Origin of the sequence: Variovorax sp. LG9.2 (assembly GCF_035018885.1) — a bacterium.
Taxonomy (GTDB): domain Bacteria; phylum Pseudomonadota; class Gammaproteobacteria; order Burkholderiales; family Burkholderiaceae_C; genus Variovorax.
This window is the reverse complement of the sequence record NZ_JASJXB010000013.1, coordinates 40,130-55,104: the sequence shown is the minus strand read 5'-3', so window position 1 is coordinate 55,104 and position 14,975 is coordinate 40,130. Positions and strand designations below refer to the sequence as shown.

The window sequence follows — 14,975 nt, the reverse complement described above, 5'->3', positions numbered from 1 at the left end:
GGTCCTGATTACTTCTTGGCAGGCGCTTTGGCGGGTGGCGCAGGGCGGCTGGCGGCCGGTGCAGCGCCTCCGACCGGAGCACCCAGAGCCTTGGCGACGTTCTCGTCGAGCGTCTTCATCTTCGGCTCGATGGTCGAACGCGTTTCTGCAACCAGCTTTTCGGTCAGCGCGGTCTGCATCTTCGGATTCAGTTCCTGGTACTTCTTGCTCAACGGCGAGCTGATCCAGGCGACCAGTTGCTTCAGCTCGTCGGCGGTAAAACTCTGGTCCATGAGGGGGCCGAGCGCGTCAGGGGCGAGTGCGACGGCCTTGTCGCGCACGATGGGGTACGACTCGTCGAAATACTTTTTGAGCTCGGCATCGGCAGCCTTTGCGGCAGCCTCGCGCTTGTCGGCGGGCACCTGAGTTTGAAGGTAAGCGGAACCGGCCTGAGCGATTGGGGCACTCGACTGTTCGACCAAACCGCGCGCAAGCGATTCGATTCCGGGGCGTTGCAGCTCGATGAACTGCTTAATGAGCGGCGCCTTGTCCTGGGCCATGGCCATGGAACTGGCGGCCAGCGCCGTGGTCAGCAGCGCAAGTTTGAATTTATTCACTGGGATTCTCCGTTGAAGATGAGGAAGTGTCGTCGGTGCCGGGCTCGAGCTCGGCCACGGCATCGTTTTCGACGATGCGTTGTAGACCGCTGAGTTTGGCGCCTTCATCGAGGCCGATCAGCGTGACGCCTTGCGTCGCGCGACCGAGTTCGCGAATTTCGGCGACACGGGTGCGAACGAGCACGCCCTTGTCGGTAATGAGCATGATTTCGTCGTCCGCGTGCACCAGAGTGGCGGCAACCACCTTGCCGTTGCGCTCGCTCTGTTGAATCGCAATCATGCCTTTGGTTCCGCGACCATGACGCGTGTATTCGGTAATGCTTGTGCGCTTTCCGTAACCATTCGCTGTTGCCGTCAGCACGCTTTGTTGCTCGTCTTCCGCCACCAACATGGCGATAACGCCCTGGCCGTCTTCGAGCATCATGCCGCGCACACCGCGTGCATTGCGGCCCATCGGGCGCACGTCGTTTTCGTCGAAGCGAACCGCTTTGCCGCCGTCTGAGAAAAGCATGACGTCGTGCTTGCCGTCTGTCAGTGCGGCGCCGACCAGATAGTCGCCCGGATCGAGGTCGACGGCAATGATGCCGGCCTTGCGCGGGTTGCTGAACTCGTCGAGCGTTGTCTTCTTGACCGTTCCCATCGAGGTCGACATAAAGACGTATTGATCGGCAGGGAAGGTGCGCTTTTCGCCGGTCAGCGCCAGCACGACGTTGATTTTTTCGCCTTCTTGCAGCGGGAACATGTTGACGATCGGTCGTCCGCGCGACCCGCGTGAACCTGCCGGGACTTCCCAGACCTTGAGCCAGTACAGTCGGCCGCGGTTCGAGAAGCACAGGATGTAGTCGTGTGTGTTGGCGATGAAGAGCTGGTCGATCCAGTCGTCCTCTTTCGTCGCCGTGGCCTGCTTGCCGCGGCCGCCACGCTTCTGGGCCCGGTACTCGCCGAGAGGCTGGCTCTTTATATAGCCGCTGTGCGAAAGCGTAACCACCATGTCGGTGGGCGTGATCAGGTCTTCGGTCGACAGGTCGAAAGCGCTGTGCTCGATCTGGCTGCGGCGCGCGCCGAGCTTGGTCTGTCCGAATTCCTGTTTGATGGTCGCCAGTTCGTCGCCAATGATGGTCGAAACGCGTTCTGGCTTGGCCAGAATGTCGAGCAGGTCGTCAATCTCGGACATCACTTCTTTGTACTCGGAGACGATCTTGTCCTGCTCGAGGCCGGTCAGGCGCTGCAGGCGCATTTGCAGGATTTCCTGGGCCTGCGTTTCAGACAGCCGGTACAGACCGTCGCCGCCCATGCCGAACTCGGCCTCCAGCCCGTCAGGCCGATAGTCGTCGGCGTTGATCACACCGCCGTCGGCGCGTGTGCGGGTGAGCATTTCGCGCACGAGCTTGCTGTCCCACGGGCGCGCCATCAGCTCGGACTTGGCCACCGGCGGCGTTGGCGCATTGCGGATGATCGCAATAAATTCGTCGATGTTCGCGAGTGCGACGGCAAGGCCTTCCAGCACATGGCCGCGTTCGCGGGCTTTGCGCAAGGTGTAGACGGTGCGGCGCGTTACCACTTCGCGGCGGTGCGTCAGGAAGACCTCGATCAAATCCTTCAAGCTGCACAGCTTGGGCTGACCGTCGATCAGCGCGACCATGTTGATCCCGAAAGTGTCCTGTAGCTGGGTCTGCTTGTAGAGGTTGTTCAGCACGACCTCCGGCACTTCACCCCGCTTGAGCTCGATCACCAGCCGCATGCCCGACTTGTCGGATTCGTCCTGGATGTGGCTGATGCCTTCGATCTTCTTCTCGTGGACCAGCTCGGCCATGCGCTCCTGAAGCGTCTTCTTGTTCACTTGGTAAGGCAGCTCGTCGACGATGATCGACTGCCGCTGACCGCGGTCGATGTCCTCGAAGTGGCAGCGGGCGCGCATCACGACCTTGCCGCGTCCGGTGCGGTACCCGTCCTTGATGCCGTTGATGCCGTAGATGATCCCGGCGGTAGGGAAGTCGGGTCCCGGAATGATCTCCATCAGTTCGTCGATCGAGGCGGTCGGATTGCGCAGCAAATGCAGGCAGGCGTCGACCACTTCGTTCAGGTTATGCGGAGGGATGTTGGTGGCCATACCCACTGCAATTCCGCCGGCGCCATTGACCAGCAAATTGGGTAGCTTGCTCGGCAGAACAGCAGGCTCTCTTTCGGAGCCATCGTAATTGTCCTGAAAATCGATCGTTTCCTTGTCGATATCGGCCAGCATTTCGTGCGCAATTTTTGCGAGCCGAATTTCGGTATATCGCATTGCCGCGGCCATATCGCCGTCGACCGATCCGAAATTACCTTGGCCGTCGACCAGCATGTGGCGCATCGAAAAGTTCTGCGCCATGCGAACGATGGTGTCGTAGACCGACTGGTCGCCATGCGGATGGTACTTGCCGATGACGTCGCCGACGATACGGGCCGACTTCTTGTACGGCCGGTTCCAGTCGTTGTTGAGTTCGTGCATCGCGAAGAGCACGCGTCGATGCACTGGTTTGAGGCCGTCGCGCGCATCGGGCAGTGCGCGACCGACGATCACGCTCATCGCGTAATCCAGGTAGCTGCGGCGCATCTCCTCTTCGAGACTAATAGGTAAGGTTTCTTTGGCGAACGAGGTCATGGGTGGCACGCAGACAGCAAGGAGGCGAAATTTTACGCTTCAAGGGGTGTCGCACCGCCGCAACACAAGGCGGCTATTCGGCCTCTGTCCTACGATTCCAAGGGCGCCAGCGAGCTGTTTGCCAAAGACCCTATGGCACAATCGCCTCAACGTTTTGGGTGGTGGTCACTTAAAACGTCCTTGATTCGCAGCGCGGCTGCGGCTTTTTCCCCAAGAGGAGAACCATGAAGAAACTGAATAAAGTGGCGATGACGTTTGCAGTCGCTGCGCTCGCCACGGCCGCCGGCGCGCAGACGCGTGTTACCGCTGCTGATGGTGGTGCCGTGATCGACAACTGGCAAAACAGCACGAACGAACTGGTGTGGAAGAACGGCACCAACGAACTCTGCTGGCGCGATGCCAACTGGACGCCCGCAACGGCTGCCGAGGGTTGCGATGGCGCGCTCGTCCCCGCTGCCCCTCCTGTTGCTGGCGTCGTGCCCGCAGCGCCTGGCGCAGCTCCGGCTCCGCCGGCCGTTGCCGCATCGAAGGTTACCTTCGCTGCTGATGCATTCTTCGACTTCGACAAGTCGGTCCTGAAGCCTGAAGGTCGCGCCAAGCTGACCGACCTGGTCTCCAAGATCCGTGGCGTCAATCTCGAAGTGATCATCGCTGTCGGTCACACCGACTCGATCGGCACCGTGCCTTACAACCAGCGTCTGTCGGTTCGCCGCGCCGAAGCTGTCAAGGCATTCCTGGTCTCCCAAGGTATCGAACGCAACCGCGTTTACACCGAAGGCAAGGGCGAGTCGCAACCTGTTGCTGACAACAAGACCAAAGAAGGTCGCGCCAAGAACCGCCGCGTGGAAATCGAAGTGGTCGGTACCCGCGCCAACTGATTCGAAAGAATCGGCTGAAAACGAACCCCGCCTTGGCGGGGTTTTTTTTATGCCTGACGGCCACACGTTTGTGCCGCTTCATAATCTGGTTATGACCGAAACAGTGAATGCCGATCCCGCCGAACTCGCCAAATTCTCGGAGCTCGCGCACCGTTGGTGGGATTTGGAGAGCGAATTCAAACCGCTTCACGAAATCAATCCATTGCGACTCGAATGGATCGATGCAATCGTGCCCGTTGGCGGCAAGCGAGTCCTGGATGTCGGCTGTGGAGGTGGAATTCTTGCCGACTCGATGGCCCGCAAAGGGGCGGATGTGCTTGGCGTCGATCTTGCCGAAAAGGCACTCAAAGTCGCCCAATTGCATGCGTTGGAAGCCGGTACCCGAAGCGTCCAGTACCGGGAAGTCAGCGCCGAGGCGCTCGCGGCAGAACAGCCGGGCGCCTTCGATGTCGTGACGTGCATGGAAATGCTGGAGCATGTGCCTGAACCCGGCTCGGTCGTGCAAGCCTGCGCCAACTTGGTAAAGCCGGGCGGCTGGGTCTTTTTCTCTACGATCAACCGCAGTCCGAAGTCTTTCCTGTTCGCCATCGTAGGAGCCGAATATTTGCTGGGTTTGCTTCCCCGCGGCACGCACGAGTACCAGAAGATGATCCGCCCCAGCGAGTTGGCGGCACATTGCAGGGCGGCCGGGTTGGATCTCCGGCAGACGCGCGGCATGGAACACAACCCGCTGACCCGTCGCTATTGGCTCAGCGCCGACACAAGCGTGAACTACATGTTCGCTACGCAAAAGCCGTTGGCGGTTGCAGCCTGATGTTGACCAGCGATATCCAGGCCGTTTTGTTCGACCTGGACGGCACGTTGATCGACAGCGCGCCTGATCTCGGTGCTGCCGCTGATGAGATGCGCACCGACCGCGGCATGGCATCGATCCCATTGGAGCGATACCGCCCAATGGCGGGCGCCGGTGCCCGCGGCATGCTCGGTGTGGCCTTCGACATCACACCGGACGCGATGGAGTTTCTTACCTTGAGGGAAGAGTTTTTCGTCAAGTACGAAAACCGGATGCTGAGGAACACGCTGGCTTTCGACGGGGTGCCCGAGCTCATCGCAGCGCTGACATTTGGAGGCGTTCCCTGGGGCGTCGTGACCAACAAGTCGGCGCGCTTTACCGGTCCTCTCACCGGCGCGATGCCATTGTTCGCAACTGCGGGTGCTGTCGTCAGCGGTGACACCACGCCGTTCTCCAAGCCGCATCCGGAGCCATTGTTCGAAGCGGCCCGTCGATTGGGGGTAGACCCGGCTGCATGCGTGTATGTGGGCGACGATGAGCGCGACATCGTCGCAGGCCGCGCTGCGGGAATGTGGACGGTAGCGGCGACGTACGGTTATATGGGCGCGCAAGCTGACGTGACGCTTTGGCAGGCCGATGCCACCATCTCTTTTCCAATGGCGCTCCTGGCGCTCTTGCAGCGGGCGAATAAGGCCTAAAATACAATACTTGGGGCTGCACTGGTTTCGACGTGGGTTCGGAATCGCAGTGGTGCATGTCGAGCTGAATGCGCTCGTAAAACAGATTCAAACAAACTAACTGCAAACGACGAACGTTTCGCACTCGCCGCTTAATTGCCGGTGAGCTTTGCAACAGCAGGCCGATGGGCTGGGCAAGGGGGCTTTAGAGCAATCTAGAGCCTCCCGGCTGCAAAGATAATTACATGGGCTGGCTCCGATCCGGGTACCTTGGGTTGGGGCAAGAAAATAGGGTGCTGGCGGCCGGTGTAGCGTGCGACTGCGCGACATCGGTGGCGAGACTTAAATCAGATCGCTAAACATGTAGATCTGCGCGATGAAGGCTTGCGGACGGGGGTTCAAATCCCCCCAGCTCCACCACTTTCCTTGATGGGCCAACTCTTACCGGTTGGCCCTTTCTCGTGGCGCGGCTGGGGATCCGTTGATACCGCGTCCTCCATAGCTCGATGAGCCGCGGTTTAGCGCGGCTATAGTCGGTCGGGTTTCGGCGGGGTTCCTCGCCAACCTCGATGACCAGGATCGCCATGTCGGAAACACTGACCTCCGCACTCACCCGGTACTACGACTCGGTGCCGTACGACTCCCACCCGTTTCCCCAAACGGCGGTGGAACACCTCGAAGCGCTGGCGTACATGTTCGGACTCGATGCACCGCGGCCGGAGCACGCGCGCGTGCTCGAACTCGGTTGTGCCTCGGGCGGCAACCTCATCCCTTTCGCTTCCAGGCATTCGGAAGCCACTGCGCTGGGCATCGACCTGTCGACGGTGCAGATCTCGCAGGGTGTCGACGCGATCCGGCTGTCGGGCCTTGCCAATGTCACGCTGCGTGCCTTCGACATCGCTGCAATTGATGCTTCGTTCGGGCAGTTCGATTACATCGTCTGCCACGGCGTCTACAGCTGGGTACCGCCCGAAGTGCAGGACGCCATTCTTCGCGTCTGCTCAGAGAATCTCGCGCCGAATGGCGTCGCATACATCAGCTACAACGTTTATCCGGGCTGGAAGGCGCGTGAGATCGTGCGCGACGCGATGATTCTGCGCGGCGCGCCGCGTGACGAGCCCGACGAGAAGCTCTCTTATGCGCGCGGCATGCTGGAGTTTCTGGAGCAATCGGCTCGGCCCGACAGCGTGCTCAAGAAGACGCTCGAAGAGACGATGCCGATCGTTCGCAGCGCGAACAGCTCGTATCTGCTGCACGAGTTTCTCGAGCCCTGCAATGCGCCGTGCTATTTCAAGCAGTTCGTCGAGCGTGCCGGTGCCCACGGTCTGGCTTACCTGGCCGATGCCGAACCCTCGTCGATGTTCGTCCAGAACTACGGCGAGAAGGTTCGCGATCCGCTGCTGCGCGAGTGCGGCGGCAGCCAGGTTCTGATGGAGCAGTACCTCGACTTTCTGGTCAACCGGACGTTCAGGCAGACACTGCTGGTCAAGCAGGAACGGGCCGGCGATATTCGCTACCGCCTCGATCCCGAACGCAACGACAAGCTCGAATATGCGGGGACCTTCAGCGCGCAAGACGGCACGCCGCTGACCCTCGACAACCGCGAGCAACCCTGCAATGCGATGCGCAACCTGAAGGTGACGTTGCGCCTGCCAGTGCACAAGGCGGTCGCGCAAGTGCTCGATGAAAGCTATCCCGCCACGGTGTCGACCGACGCGCTCATCGCTGCGGTAGCCGAGCGCACAGGTGATCTGCGAACCTCTGTTGAGCCCCTTGTCGCGGCCATGCTCGAAGAGTTGCTGATCCTCGGTGCGGTGCGGATACGGCGAGGCTCCAAGACGGCGGCCATGGCCGTTTCGGATCATCCTGTCGCGTTGGCGGCAATTCGTCGTGCACCCGGCTTGGCGCTGACCGCCGGACCTGCTGCCAGCGTCTGCAACCAATGGCATGAACCCGTGGCGCTGTCGTTGCTAGAGCGCTGCCTGTTGCCGCTGCTCGATGGCTCGCATTCTCATGAAGCATTGGCCGAGCATCTCGCCAGCGAAGCGCGGGCCGAAAGGCTTCGCTTCATCAAGGATGACAAGCCGATCACCGATGCCAATGCTCTCAAGGAGTTCACGCTGAAGCAGGTCGAGCTGGCGCTGGCGGATTTGCGACGCAAGGCGTTGCTCGTTGCATGAGCGTTAGCGGTACCGTGTCTCGAACGGGGACGACAGGCGACTTGAGGCGATCGAGATGGCGATGTGCAGTTGCCGCCGTCCTTGTCTTTTGGAGCGCAACAGCGCAGCAAGCCGATGCGGCGTCGCAAGCGCCGGTAGCCGCCCAAAACGGCATGATCGTTTCGGCGCAGCACCTGGCGACGAAGGTCGGCGTCGATGTGCTGAAGCGCGGCGGCAATGCTGTCGATGCTTCGGTCGCGGTCGGCTATGCACTGGCGGTGGTCTATCCGGCGGCCGGCAACCTGGGGGGTGGCGGCTTCATGACATTGGAGCTGGCGGACGGTCGCAAGACCTTTCTGGACTTTCGCGAAAAAGCACCCTTGGCCGCAACCGCAGACATGTACCTGGACCGCGCTGGTAACGTTGTCGACGGGCTGAGCACGCGCGGCCATTTGGCGGTCGCCATTCCCGGTACCGTGTCGGGGCTCGAGTTCGCGCGCTCGAAGTACGGCACCATGCCGCGCGGCGCCCTGATCGCGCCGGCGATCGCGCTGGCGGAGCGTGGTTTCGCACTGGGGCAGGGCGACATCGACATGCTTCGGACGGCTACCGATGCCTTCAGAAAAGACGCCGCGTCGGCCGCCATATTTCTCAACCACGGCGAGCCCTTTGCGGTCGGCCAGAAGATCGTGCAAAAAGATCTGGCGACGACGCTCAAAGCCATCAGTCGCAACGGCACTAACGGGTTTTACAAGGGTCCTGTCGCGGCCGCCATCGTTGCGTCGAGCCTGGCAGGCAAGGGGCTCATCACACAGGCCGATCTCGACCAATACCAGACGCGCGAGCTGGCGCCCATCGAGTGCGACTACCGCGGCTACCACGTGCTATCGGCGCCGCCACCGAGTTCCGGCGGCGTCATCATCTGCGAGATGCTGAACGTGCTCGAAGGCTATCCGCTGAAAGAGTTGGGCTACCGCTCTGCGCAGGCCGTGCACTACCAGATCGAGGCGATGCGGCATGCCTACGTCGACCGCAATAGTTACCTCGGCGACCCGGACTTCGTGAAAAACCCGCTCGACCGGTTGCTCGACAAGGCTTATGCCGTGAAGATCCGCGCTGCGATCGACCCGAAGAAGGCCGGCATTTCGCAAGACATCAAGCACGGCGTGGCGCCGCACGAAGGCAGCAACACCACCCACTACTCCATCATGGACCGGTGGGGCAACGCGGTGTCGGTGACCTACACGCTGAACGACTGGTTCGGTGCCAAGGTCACGGCCGCGAAGACCGGCGTCTTGCTGAACAACGAAATGGACGACTTCACCTCGAAAGTTGGTGTGCCCAACATGTACGGGCTGGTACAGGGCGAAGCCAATGCGATCGCGCCTGGCAAGCGTCCGCTGAGTTCTATGAGCCCGACCATCGTCAGCAAAGACGGCAAGCCGGTGCTGGTGCTCGGCACGCCGGGCGGCAGCCGGATCATCACGGCGGTACTGCTGACGATCGTGAACATCATCGACTACGGCATGAACGTGCAGGAAGCCGTCGATGCCCCGCGCTTTCATCAGCAGTGGATGCCCGACGAGACCAGCGCCGAACCTTACGTCTTCAGTCCGGACACCCTGAAATTGCTGACCGAGATGGGTCACCGTTTCACCACCCCGCAACCTGCCAATCACATGGCTGCCATCCTCGTCGGGGCACCGTCGCTTGGCGGCAAACCGGTTGGCAACAACCGCTTTTATGGCGCCAACGACCCGCGACGAAACACGGGTCTGGCCCTCGGATACTGACAAGTGCAACTGCAAGAAATTCTCTACACCCAGGGCTTCGGCACGCGGCGCGTTTGCGCAGGGCTGGTCCAGCAGGGCTACGTCATCATCGGCGGCGCCGTGATCGCCGATCCTTCAGCCGACATCGACGTCGCCGGCCTTCAATTCACGGTGCAGGGCAAGGCGTGGGAGTACCACGACAAGGCTTACCTCATGCTTCACAAGCCGAGCGGCACCGAGTGTTCGCAAAAGCCTTCGACATACCCGAGCATCTACACATTGCTGCCTTCGCCCTTGAGGCTTCGGCCCAATAAAGGCGCAGTGCAGGGCGTACAGGCTGTCGGGCGGCTCGACCAGGATACGACCGGGCTGCTGCTGATGACCGACGACGGCCATTTCATCCATCGCATGGGTTCACCCAAGCACCATGTGCCCAAGGTTTACGAGGTGACGACCAAGCATCCCGTCGATGCCGCCCAGGTCGACAAGTTGCTGGCTGGCGTTGTACTCGACGACGATCCCAAGCCCGTGCGCGCGGCCGCGTGTGAAGCCACCGGCGAGCTGCAATTGCGCCTGACATTGACCGAAGGCAAGTACCACCAGGTCAAGCGAATGGTCGCTGCCGTGGGCAACCGCGTCGAGGCATTGCACCGTTCGCGAATCGGCTCGCTCGTGTTGACCGACGCCTTGCCGGCGGGCCAGTGGCGCTGGCTCGCCGCCGACGAGGTCGAGGCACTTCGAAGCTCACGCTGACGTCAGCCAATGGGCAGGGTCGACCGTTAAAATGAAAAACTTTCTTTCGGACTCATTCTTTTGCGCTCTCTTGTCCTGCCGACCGGCCGCTTCGCGGGCTTTTTGTTGCTGTGTGCCATTGTCGTGGCACCCCTCTTTCGGCCGGCCGTCGCCGCCGAGCTTCCTCCGATCTTTGTTCTGAATTCGCTCGACGCCAGCGTCAGCGTCATCAGTCCCGACGACTGGACCGAGAAGCAGCGCATCACCACCGGCAAGGAGCCGCATCACATCTACATGACGCCAGACGAGAAGTCGGTCATCGTGGCGAATTCGGCGGGTGATTCCCTGACGTTTTTGAACCCGCACACAGCTGAAGTGCAACGTGTGGTCTACGGCATCATCGATCCGTACCAGCTGCAGTTCTCGCGCGACATGAAGTGGTTCGTCACAGCCGGTAACCGCCTCAATCACGTCGATATCTACCGCTGGGACGGCAAGGACCTGAAGCTTGCCAAGCGCATCCCGACCGGCAAGACGCCGAGCCACATCTGGATCGACGGCACCAGCACGATCGCCTATGTGACGATGCAGGACAGCGACGAGTTGATCTCGATAGACCTCGCCACGCAGGCCATCCGCTGGCGTACACCCACGGGCGCGATGCCGGCCGATATCTTCGGCATCCATGGCGGTAAGACGCTGCTGGTGGGGCTTACCGGAGGCGATAGCGTTCAGGTGTTCGACGTGGCGGGTGCGGAACCCAAGCTGGTTGGCAAGATCCCGACCGGCAAGGGCGCGCATGCCTTCCGCGCGGCTGGCGACGGACGAAGTGTTTTCATCAGCAACCGCGTGGCCAACACGATCAGCCGTATCGACATTCAAACGCTCAAGGTGACCGACGAATATCCCGTGCCTGGCGGCCCGGATTGCATGGACGTGTCCGCCGACGGCAAGACTTTGTATGTGACTTCGCGCTGGGCCAAGAAACTCAGCATCGTCGATTTGGCGAGCCACAAGGTGATTCGGCAAATCAACGTGGGGCGTTCGCCTCACGGTGTCTGGACGCTGGACCATGCCAAGCTCTACTAAGTTCGCGCGTGTTTTCGTCGCACTCATCGTTGCCTGCGCGGTGCCGGTGAGTGCAGTAGCGCAGGGCACTCCAGGCACCCAGAACCCCTGCGAAAAACCCGTCTACCTGACCCTCGACACCGGTCACATGGGCATCGCCCCACTGGTAGCCGACGTGCTTAAGCGCCAAAACGTGCGGGTCACGTTCTTCGCCGCGGCCGAACGCACGCAGACCGATGGCGACAGCCTCGACAACCATTGGGCCGCATGGTGGAAGGCGAGGGCGGCCGAAGGCAACGAGTTCGGCTCGCACACCTATGACCATGTCTATTGGCGCAGCGACGAGAAAAGCGTCGAGCCGCGTTTTCGCGTGCGGCCCTCGGCCGGCGCATTCGCCGGGCGTGAGTTCACATGGAGCGCGGCGGAGTACTGCGAGAACATCGCGAAGTCGTCGGAGCGATTGGCGTTGATCACGGGAAAGAAGCCGCTGCCGTTGTTTCGCGCACCGGGTGGCAAGACCTCTCCGAAGTTGCTCGCCGCCGCCCGCGCTTGCGGCTTCGCTCATGTCGGCTGGGCGCCAGAAGGCTTCCTCGGTGACGAACTGCCGAGCGAAACGTTCAGCAACGAGAAACTGCTCGCGCAGTCGCTCGCCACGATCAAGCCGGGCGATATCCTGCTCGCGCACCTGGGCATCTGGTCGCGCAAGGACCCGTGGGCGCCGGCCGATCTGGAGCCGCTCATCGCCGGTCTCAAGGCCAAGGGCTTCTGCTTCGAAACGCTGCGCCAGCATCCGGATTACCGCGCCTGGATCGCGGCCCATCCTTGACCAGGTGACATCATGGTCGAGTGGCTGACAGATCACTTTTCGGCGCTGCAGGGCTGGTTCTTCGAGTCGGCCGTGCAGCCACTCGTTTATGCCGTCGGTCTCGGTGGCTGGACCGAAGACGCTTTCGACGCAACGGGTTGGCTGCTGGTCGGGCTGATCCAGATTCTGGTGCTGCTGGCAGTCATCGGGCCACTGCAACGCTGGCGGCCGGCCGAGCTGGTGGTCGACAAGCGCGCCATTCGCACCGACATCCTGTACACGTTGATCCACCGCCTCGGGTTTTTCAGGCTCGCGATCTTCTTCTTGCTGCAGCCGGTGTTCGACGATGCACTCGGCAGCCTGCGTGGGTCCGGCTGGGGCACGCTGCATCTCGATGAACTGTGGCCGGGCGTTACCGACGTGCCGTGGATCGCTTTTGCGATGTACCTCGTGGTGCTGGACTTCGTCGAATACCTGATCCATCGCGGTCAACATGGCTTCACTTGGTGGTGGGGCCTGCATTCGCTGCACCACTCGCAGCGGCAGATGACGATGTGGAGCGACAACCGCAACCACCTGCTCGACGACGTGATCCACGACATCATCATCGTGGTCGTGGCGCAGCTGATCGGTGTGGCGCCGGGCCAGTTCATTGCCGTGGTCGCTTTCACACAGCTGAGCGAGAGCCTGCAACATGCCAACTTGAGATTGAGCTTCGGCGCCATCGGCGAGCGGCTGTGGATCAGCCCACGCTTTCACCGGCTCCATCACAGCATCGGTCTCGGGCACGAGTCTGGCGGAGCAAAGACTTTGGGCGGGCACAACTTCGGCGTGCTGCTCCCGTGGTGGGACATGCTATTTCGCACCGTCAACTTCGAGCCGCGCTACGACGCGACAGGCATTCGCGATCAGATCGAGCCTGACGCATCCGGGCGGCTGCGCGACTACGGCCGCGGCTTCTGGGCGCAGCAATTGTTCGCGCTGAAGCGCATGGTGGGCCGCGGCTGACGCTGGCGGTCGTTGGCCAGCGTTATCCTCTCGGCCGATGCGTTTACTCCTCGATTCCTTTTGGCGCGCTGTAGCTTACTGCCTGCGGCCTCGCGTGATGCTGCTGTCCTTTCTGCCGCTTGTCGTGATGGCGGTGCTGGCGGGCGGCATCGGCTATTTCTACTGGGCGCCTGCCGTTGCGTGGACGCGTGAAGCGCTCGACGCCTGGCCACTGTTGTCCAGCGTATGGGGCTGGATCGGCGGGCTCTTTTCGGCAGACCCGCGTACGTTCCTCGCGCCGCTTGCCGTGGTGCTCGCCAGCACGCCGTTGCTGGTCCTCGTGTCGCTCATCGTCGTGGCCGCCTTCATGGCGCCGGCTTTGACACGCCTCGTGGCGGAGCGTCGCTTCCCGGCGCTGGAGCAGAAGAAGGGCGCCTCGATGCTCGGCAGCATCGCGCGCTCCATCGGCGTCACTTTATTGGCGCTGGTCGCGCTTATCGTGTCGATGCCGCTTTGGCTGATTCCGCCGCTCGTATTGATCCTGCCTCCGTTGATCTGGGGCTGGCTCACCTACCGCGTCATGAGCTTCGACGCGCTGGCCGAACACGCCAGTGCCGAAGAACGGGCCACCTTGCTGCGTACCCATCGGCTTCCGTTGCTCGGCATCGGCGTGCTATGCGGTTACCTCGGCGCGGCGCCGAGCATCGTGTGGGCGTCCAGCATTCTTTTCGCGGCCGCTTTTTTCGTGCTGGTGCCGATCGCGATCTGGATCTATACCCTCGTGTTTGCGTTTTCTGCTCTCTGGTTCGCACATTACTGTCTCGATGCGCTCAACCAGCTGCGGGCACAGCGAGGGGCGCTGGCTGCCAACACTGCGGCTGTTCCGCTTCCTTCGATTCCCGATGCATCGGCTTCCCAATGGAGTTCCCCATGACCCGTCAATCCAGTCCCGGGGCCAAGCGCGCCTTCGGCCTCATCATCGTCGGCGACGAGATCCTGTCGGGCAAACGTGTCGACAAGCACATGCCCAAAGTCATAGAACTGCTTGCCGCGCGCGGCCTGCCGCTGGCTTGGGCGGAATACGTCGGCGACGAGCCACTGCGCATCACGGCGGCGCTGGCCCGGGCTTTCGCTTCCGGCGATATCGTCTTTTCTACCGGGGGCATCGGCGCCACGCCCGACGACCATACGCGCCAGTGCGCTGCTGCGGCGCTCGGCGTGCCGCTCGCGCTGCACCCGGAGGCCGAGGTGCTGATCCGCGAGCGGATGCAAGACACGGCCCGTGAGTCGGGCGTACCTTACGAGCCCGATCGCCCCGACAACGTGCACCGTTTGAACATGGGTGTGTTCCCGCTCGGCTCGAACATCATCGTCAACCCGTACAACAAGATTCCGGGCTTCAGCGTGGCCGACGTGCACTTCGTTCCTGGCTTCCCGGTGATGGCTTGGCCGATGATCGAATCGGTGCTCGACAGTCGCTACGCTGGGCTTTTTGCGCACGGCTCGGCGGCTGAAAAATCAGTCATCGTCTTCGGTGCGATGGAAGCCACCCTCACCCCGCTGATGGAAGAGATCGAGCGCACACACGCGGGCATCAAGGTGTTCAGCCTGCCCAGCGTCGACCATCCGACCTACGGGCGGCACATCGAATTGGGCGTCAAGGGCGATCCCGGCGAGATCGAGGCTGCGTATTCACAGCTTCTGGAAGGGTTGCGCACCTTTGATGCGCGTCTTGGCCCTGAATTGGTGCGTTAATTGCGATTGCACCAAGAAGGCGAGCGACCGCCTTCTTTTGGACTCATGGGCCGCAGAACCCAGCCAGGCTCAGGGGACAATGGCACAAAACCTGCATTCATTTCTTCCGCGT

General features: G+C 61.7%; 13 protein-coding genes and 1 other RNA gene. 12 read left to right on the top strand and 2 right to left on the bottom strand.

Annotation, left to right across the window (positions count from 1 at the left end; genetic code table 11):
• Window positions 1–8 precede the first annotated feature (8 nt).
• Entirely contained in the window at window positions 9–596 is a 588-nt protein-coding gene (locus tag QN413_RS14965) for a hypothetical protein (protein ID WP_323497375.1), read from the bottom strand.
• Entirely contained in the window at window positions 589–3,237 is a 2,649-nt protein-coding gene (gene gyrA, locus QN413_RS14960) for a DNA gyrase subunit A (protein WP_323497374.1), read from the bottom strand. The genes QN413_RS14965 and gyrA overlap by 8 nt, the downstream gene beginning before the upstream one ends.
• A 224-nt stretch (window positions 3,238–3,461) precedes the next feature.
• Between gyrA and ompA the strand changes: the two genes are divergently transcribed.
• The 12 genes from ompA to QN413_RS14900 all read left to right on the top strand — a co-directional run bounded on the left by ompA (window position 3,462) and on the right by QN413_RS14900 (window position 14,863).
• A complete protein-coding gene (gene ompA / locus QN413_RS14955; RefSeq protein WP_323497373.1) occupies window positions 3,462–4,115 on the top strand; it encodes an outer membrane protein OmpA in 654 nt (217 codons plus the stop codon).
• 91 nt (window positions 4,116–4,206) lie between these two features.
• Entirely contained in the window at window positions 4,207–4,929 is a 723-nt protein-coding gene (gene ubiG / locus QN413_RS14950) for a bifunctional 2-polyprenyl-6-hydroxyphenol methylase/3-demethylubiquinol 3-O-methyltransferase UbiG (RefSeq protein ID WP_323497372.1), read from the top strand.
• Window positions 4,929–5,606 (top strand): HAD-IA family hydrolase, encoded by a 678-nt coding sequence (locus QN413_RS14945; RefSeq protein WP_323497371.1) that lies wholly within the window; start codon window positions 4,929–4,931, stop codon window positions 5,604–5,606. Before ubiG ends, QN413_RS14945 begins: the two co-directional genes overlap by 1 nt.
• A gap of 12 nt (window positions 5,607–5,618) precedes the next feature.
• Window positions 5,619–6,005: a transfer-messenger RNA gene (ssrA, locus tag QN413_RS14940) on the top strand.
• Window positions 6,006–6,169: 164 nt separating this feature from the next.
• Window positions 6,170–7,765, top strand: a complete 1,596-nt coding sequence (locus QN413_RS14935) for a class I SAM-dependent methyltransferase (RefSeq protein ID WP_323497370.1) — start codon at window positions 6,170–6,172, stop codon at window positions 7,763–7,765.
• Window positions 7,762–9,537: a gamma-glutamyltransferase gene (gene ggt / locus QN413_RS14930; protein WP_416352187.1), complete on the top strand. Its 1,776-nt coding sequence runs from the start codon at window positions 7,762–7,764 to the stop codon at window positions 9,535–9,537. Before QN413_RS14935 ends, ggt begins: the two co-directional genes overlap by 4 nt.
• A 3-nt stretch (window positions 9,538–9,540) precedes the next feature.
• Window positions 9,541–10,269: a 16S rRNA pseudouridine(516) synthase gene (locus QN413_RS14925; protein ID WP_323497368.1), complete on the top strand. Its 729-nt coding sequence runs from the start codon at window positions 9,541–9,543 to the stop codon at window positions 10,267–10,269.
• Between the two features lie 105 nt (window positions 10,270–10,374).
• On the top strand, window positions 10,375–11,337 hold the full coding sequence (locus QN413_RS14920; RefSeq protein ID WP_323497444.1) for a YncE family protein: 963 nt from the start codon (window positions 10,375–10,377) through the stop codon (window positions 11,335–11,337).
• Complete coding sequence (locus QN413_RS14915; RefSeq protein ID WP_323497367.1) at window positions 11,321–12,142, top strand: polysaccharide deacetylase family protein; 822 nt, start codon at window positions 11,321–11,323, stop codon at window positions 12,140–12,142. Before QN413_RS14920 ends, QN413_RS14915 begins: the two co-directional genes overlap by 17 nt.
• Before the next feature lie 12 nt (window positions 12,143–12,154).
• On the top strand, window positions 12,155–13,129 hold the full coding sequence (locus tag QN413_RS14910) for a sterol desaturase family protein (protein ID WP_323497366.1): 975 nt from the start codon (window positions 12,155–12,157) through the stop codon (window positions 13,127–13,129).
• 37 nt (window positions 13,130–13,166) lie between these two features.
• On the top strand, window positions 13,167–14,042 hold the full coding sequence (locus tag QN413_RS14905; RefSeq protein ID WP_323497364.1) for an EI24 domain-containing protein: 876 nt from the start codon (window positions 13,167–13,169) through the stop codon (window positions 14,040–14,042).
• Entirely contained in the window at window positions 14,039–14,863 is an 825-nt protein-coding gene (locus QN413_RS14900) for a competence/damage-inducible protein A (RefSeq protein ID WP_323497363.1), read from the top strand. The genes QN413_RS14905 and QN413_RS14900 overlap by 4 nt, the downstream gene beginning before the upstream one ends.
• The last annotated feature ends 112 nt before the right edge of the window (window positions 14,864–14,975 follow it).

Bases quoted from the DNA above. Each gene is read 5' to 3' on its own strand.
- gyrA (WP_323497374.1), bottom strand. From the start codon at position 3,237: ATGACCTCGTTCGCCAAAGAAACCTTACCTATTAGTCTCGAAGAGGAG.
- ompA (WP_323497373.1), top strand. From the start codon at position 3,462: ATGAAGAAACTGAATAAAGTGGCGATGACGTTTGCAGTCGCTGCGCTC.
- ubiG (WP_323497372.1), top strand. From the start codon at position 4,207: ATGACCGAAACAGTGAATGCCGATCCCGCCGAACTCGCCAAATTCTCG.
- QN413_RS14945 (WP_323497371.1), top strand. From the start codon at position 4,929: ATGTTGACCAGCGATATCCAGGCCGTTTTGTTCGACCTGGACGGCACG.
- QN413_RS14935 (WP_323497370.1), top strand. From the start codon at position 6,170: ATGTCGGAAACACTGACCTCCGCACTCACCCGGTACTACGACTCGGTG.
- ggt (WP_416352187.1), top strand. From the start codon at position 7,762: ATGAGCGTTAGCGGTACCGTGTCTCGAACGGGGACGACAGGCGACTTG.
- QN413_RS14915 (WP_323497367.1), top strand. From the start codon at position 11,321: ATGCCAAGCTCTACTAAGTTCGCGCGTGTTTTCGTCGCACTCATCGTT.
- QN413_RS14910 (WP_323497366.1), top strand. From the start codon at position 12,155: ATGGTCGAGTGGCTGACAGATCACTTTTCGGCGCTGCAGGGCTGGTTC.
- QN413_RS14905 (WP_323497364.1), top strand. From the start codon at position 13,167: ATGCGTTTACTCCTCGATTCCTTTTGGCGCGCTGTAGCTTACTGCCTG.
- QN413_RS14900 (WP_323497363.1), top strand. From the start codon at position 14,039: ATGACCCGTCAATCCAGTCCCGGGGCCAAGCGCGCCTTCGGCCTCATC.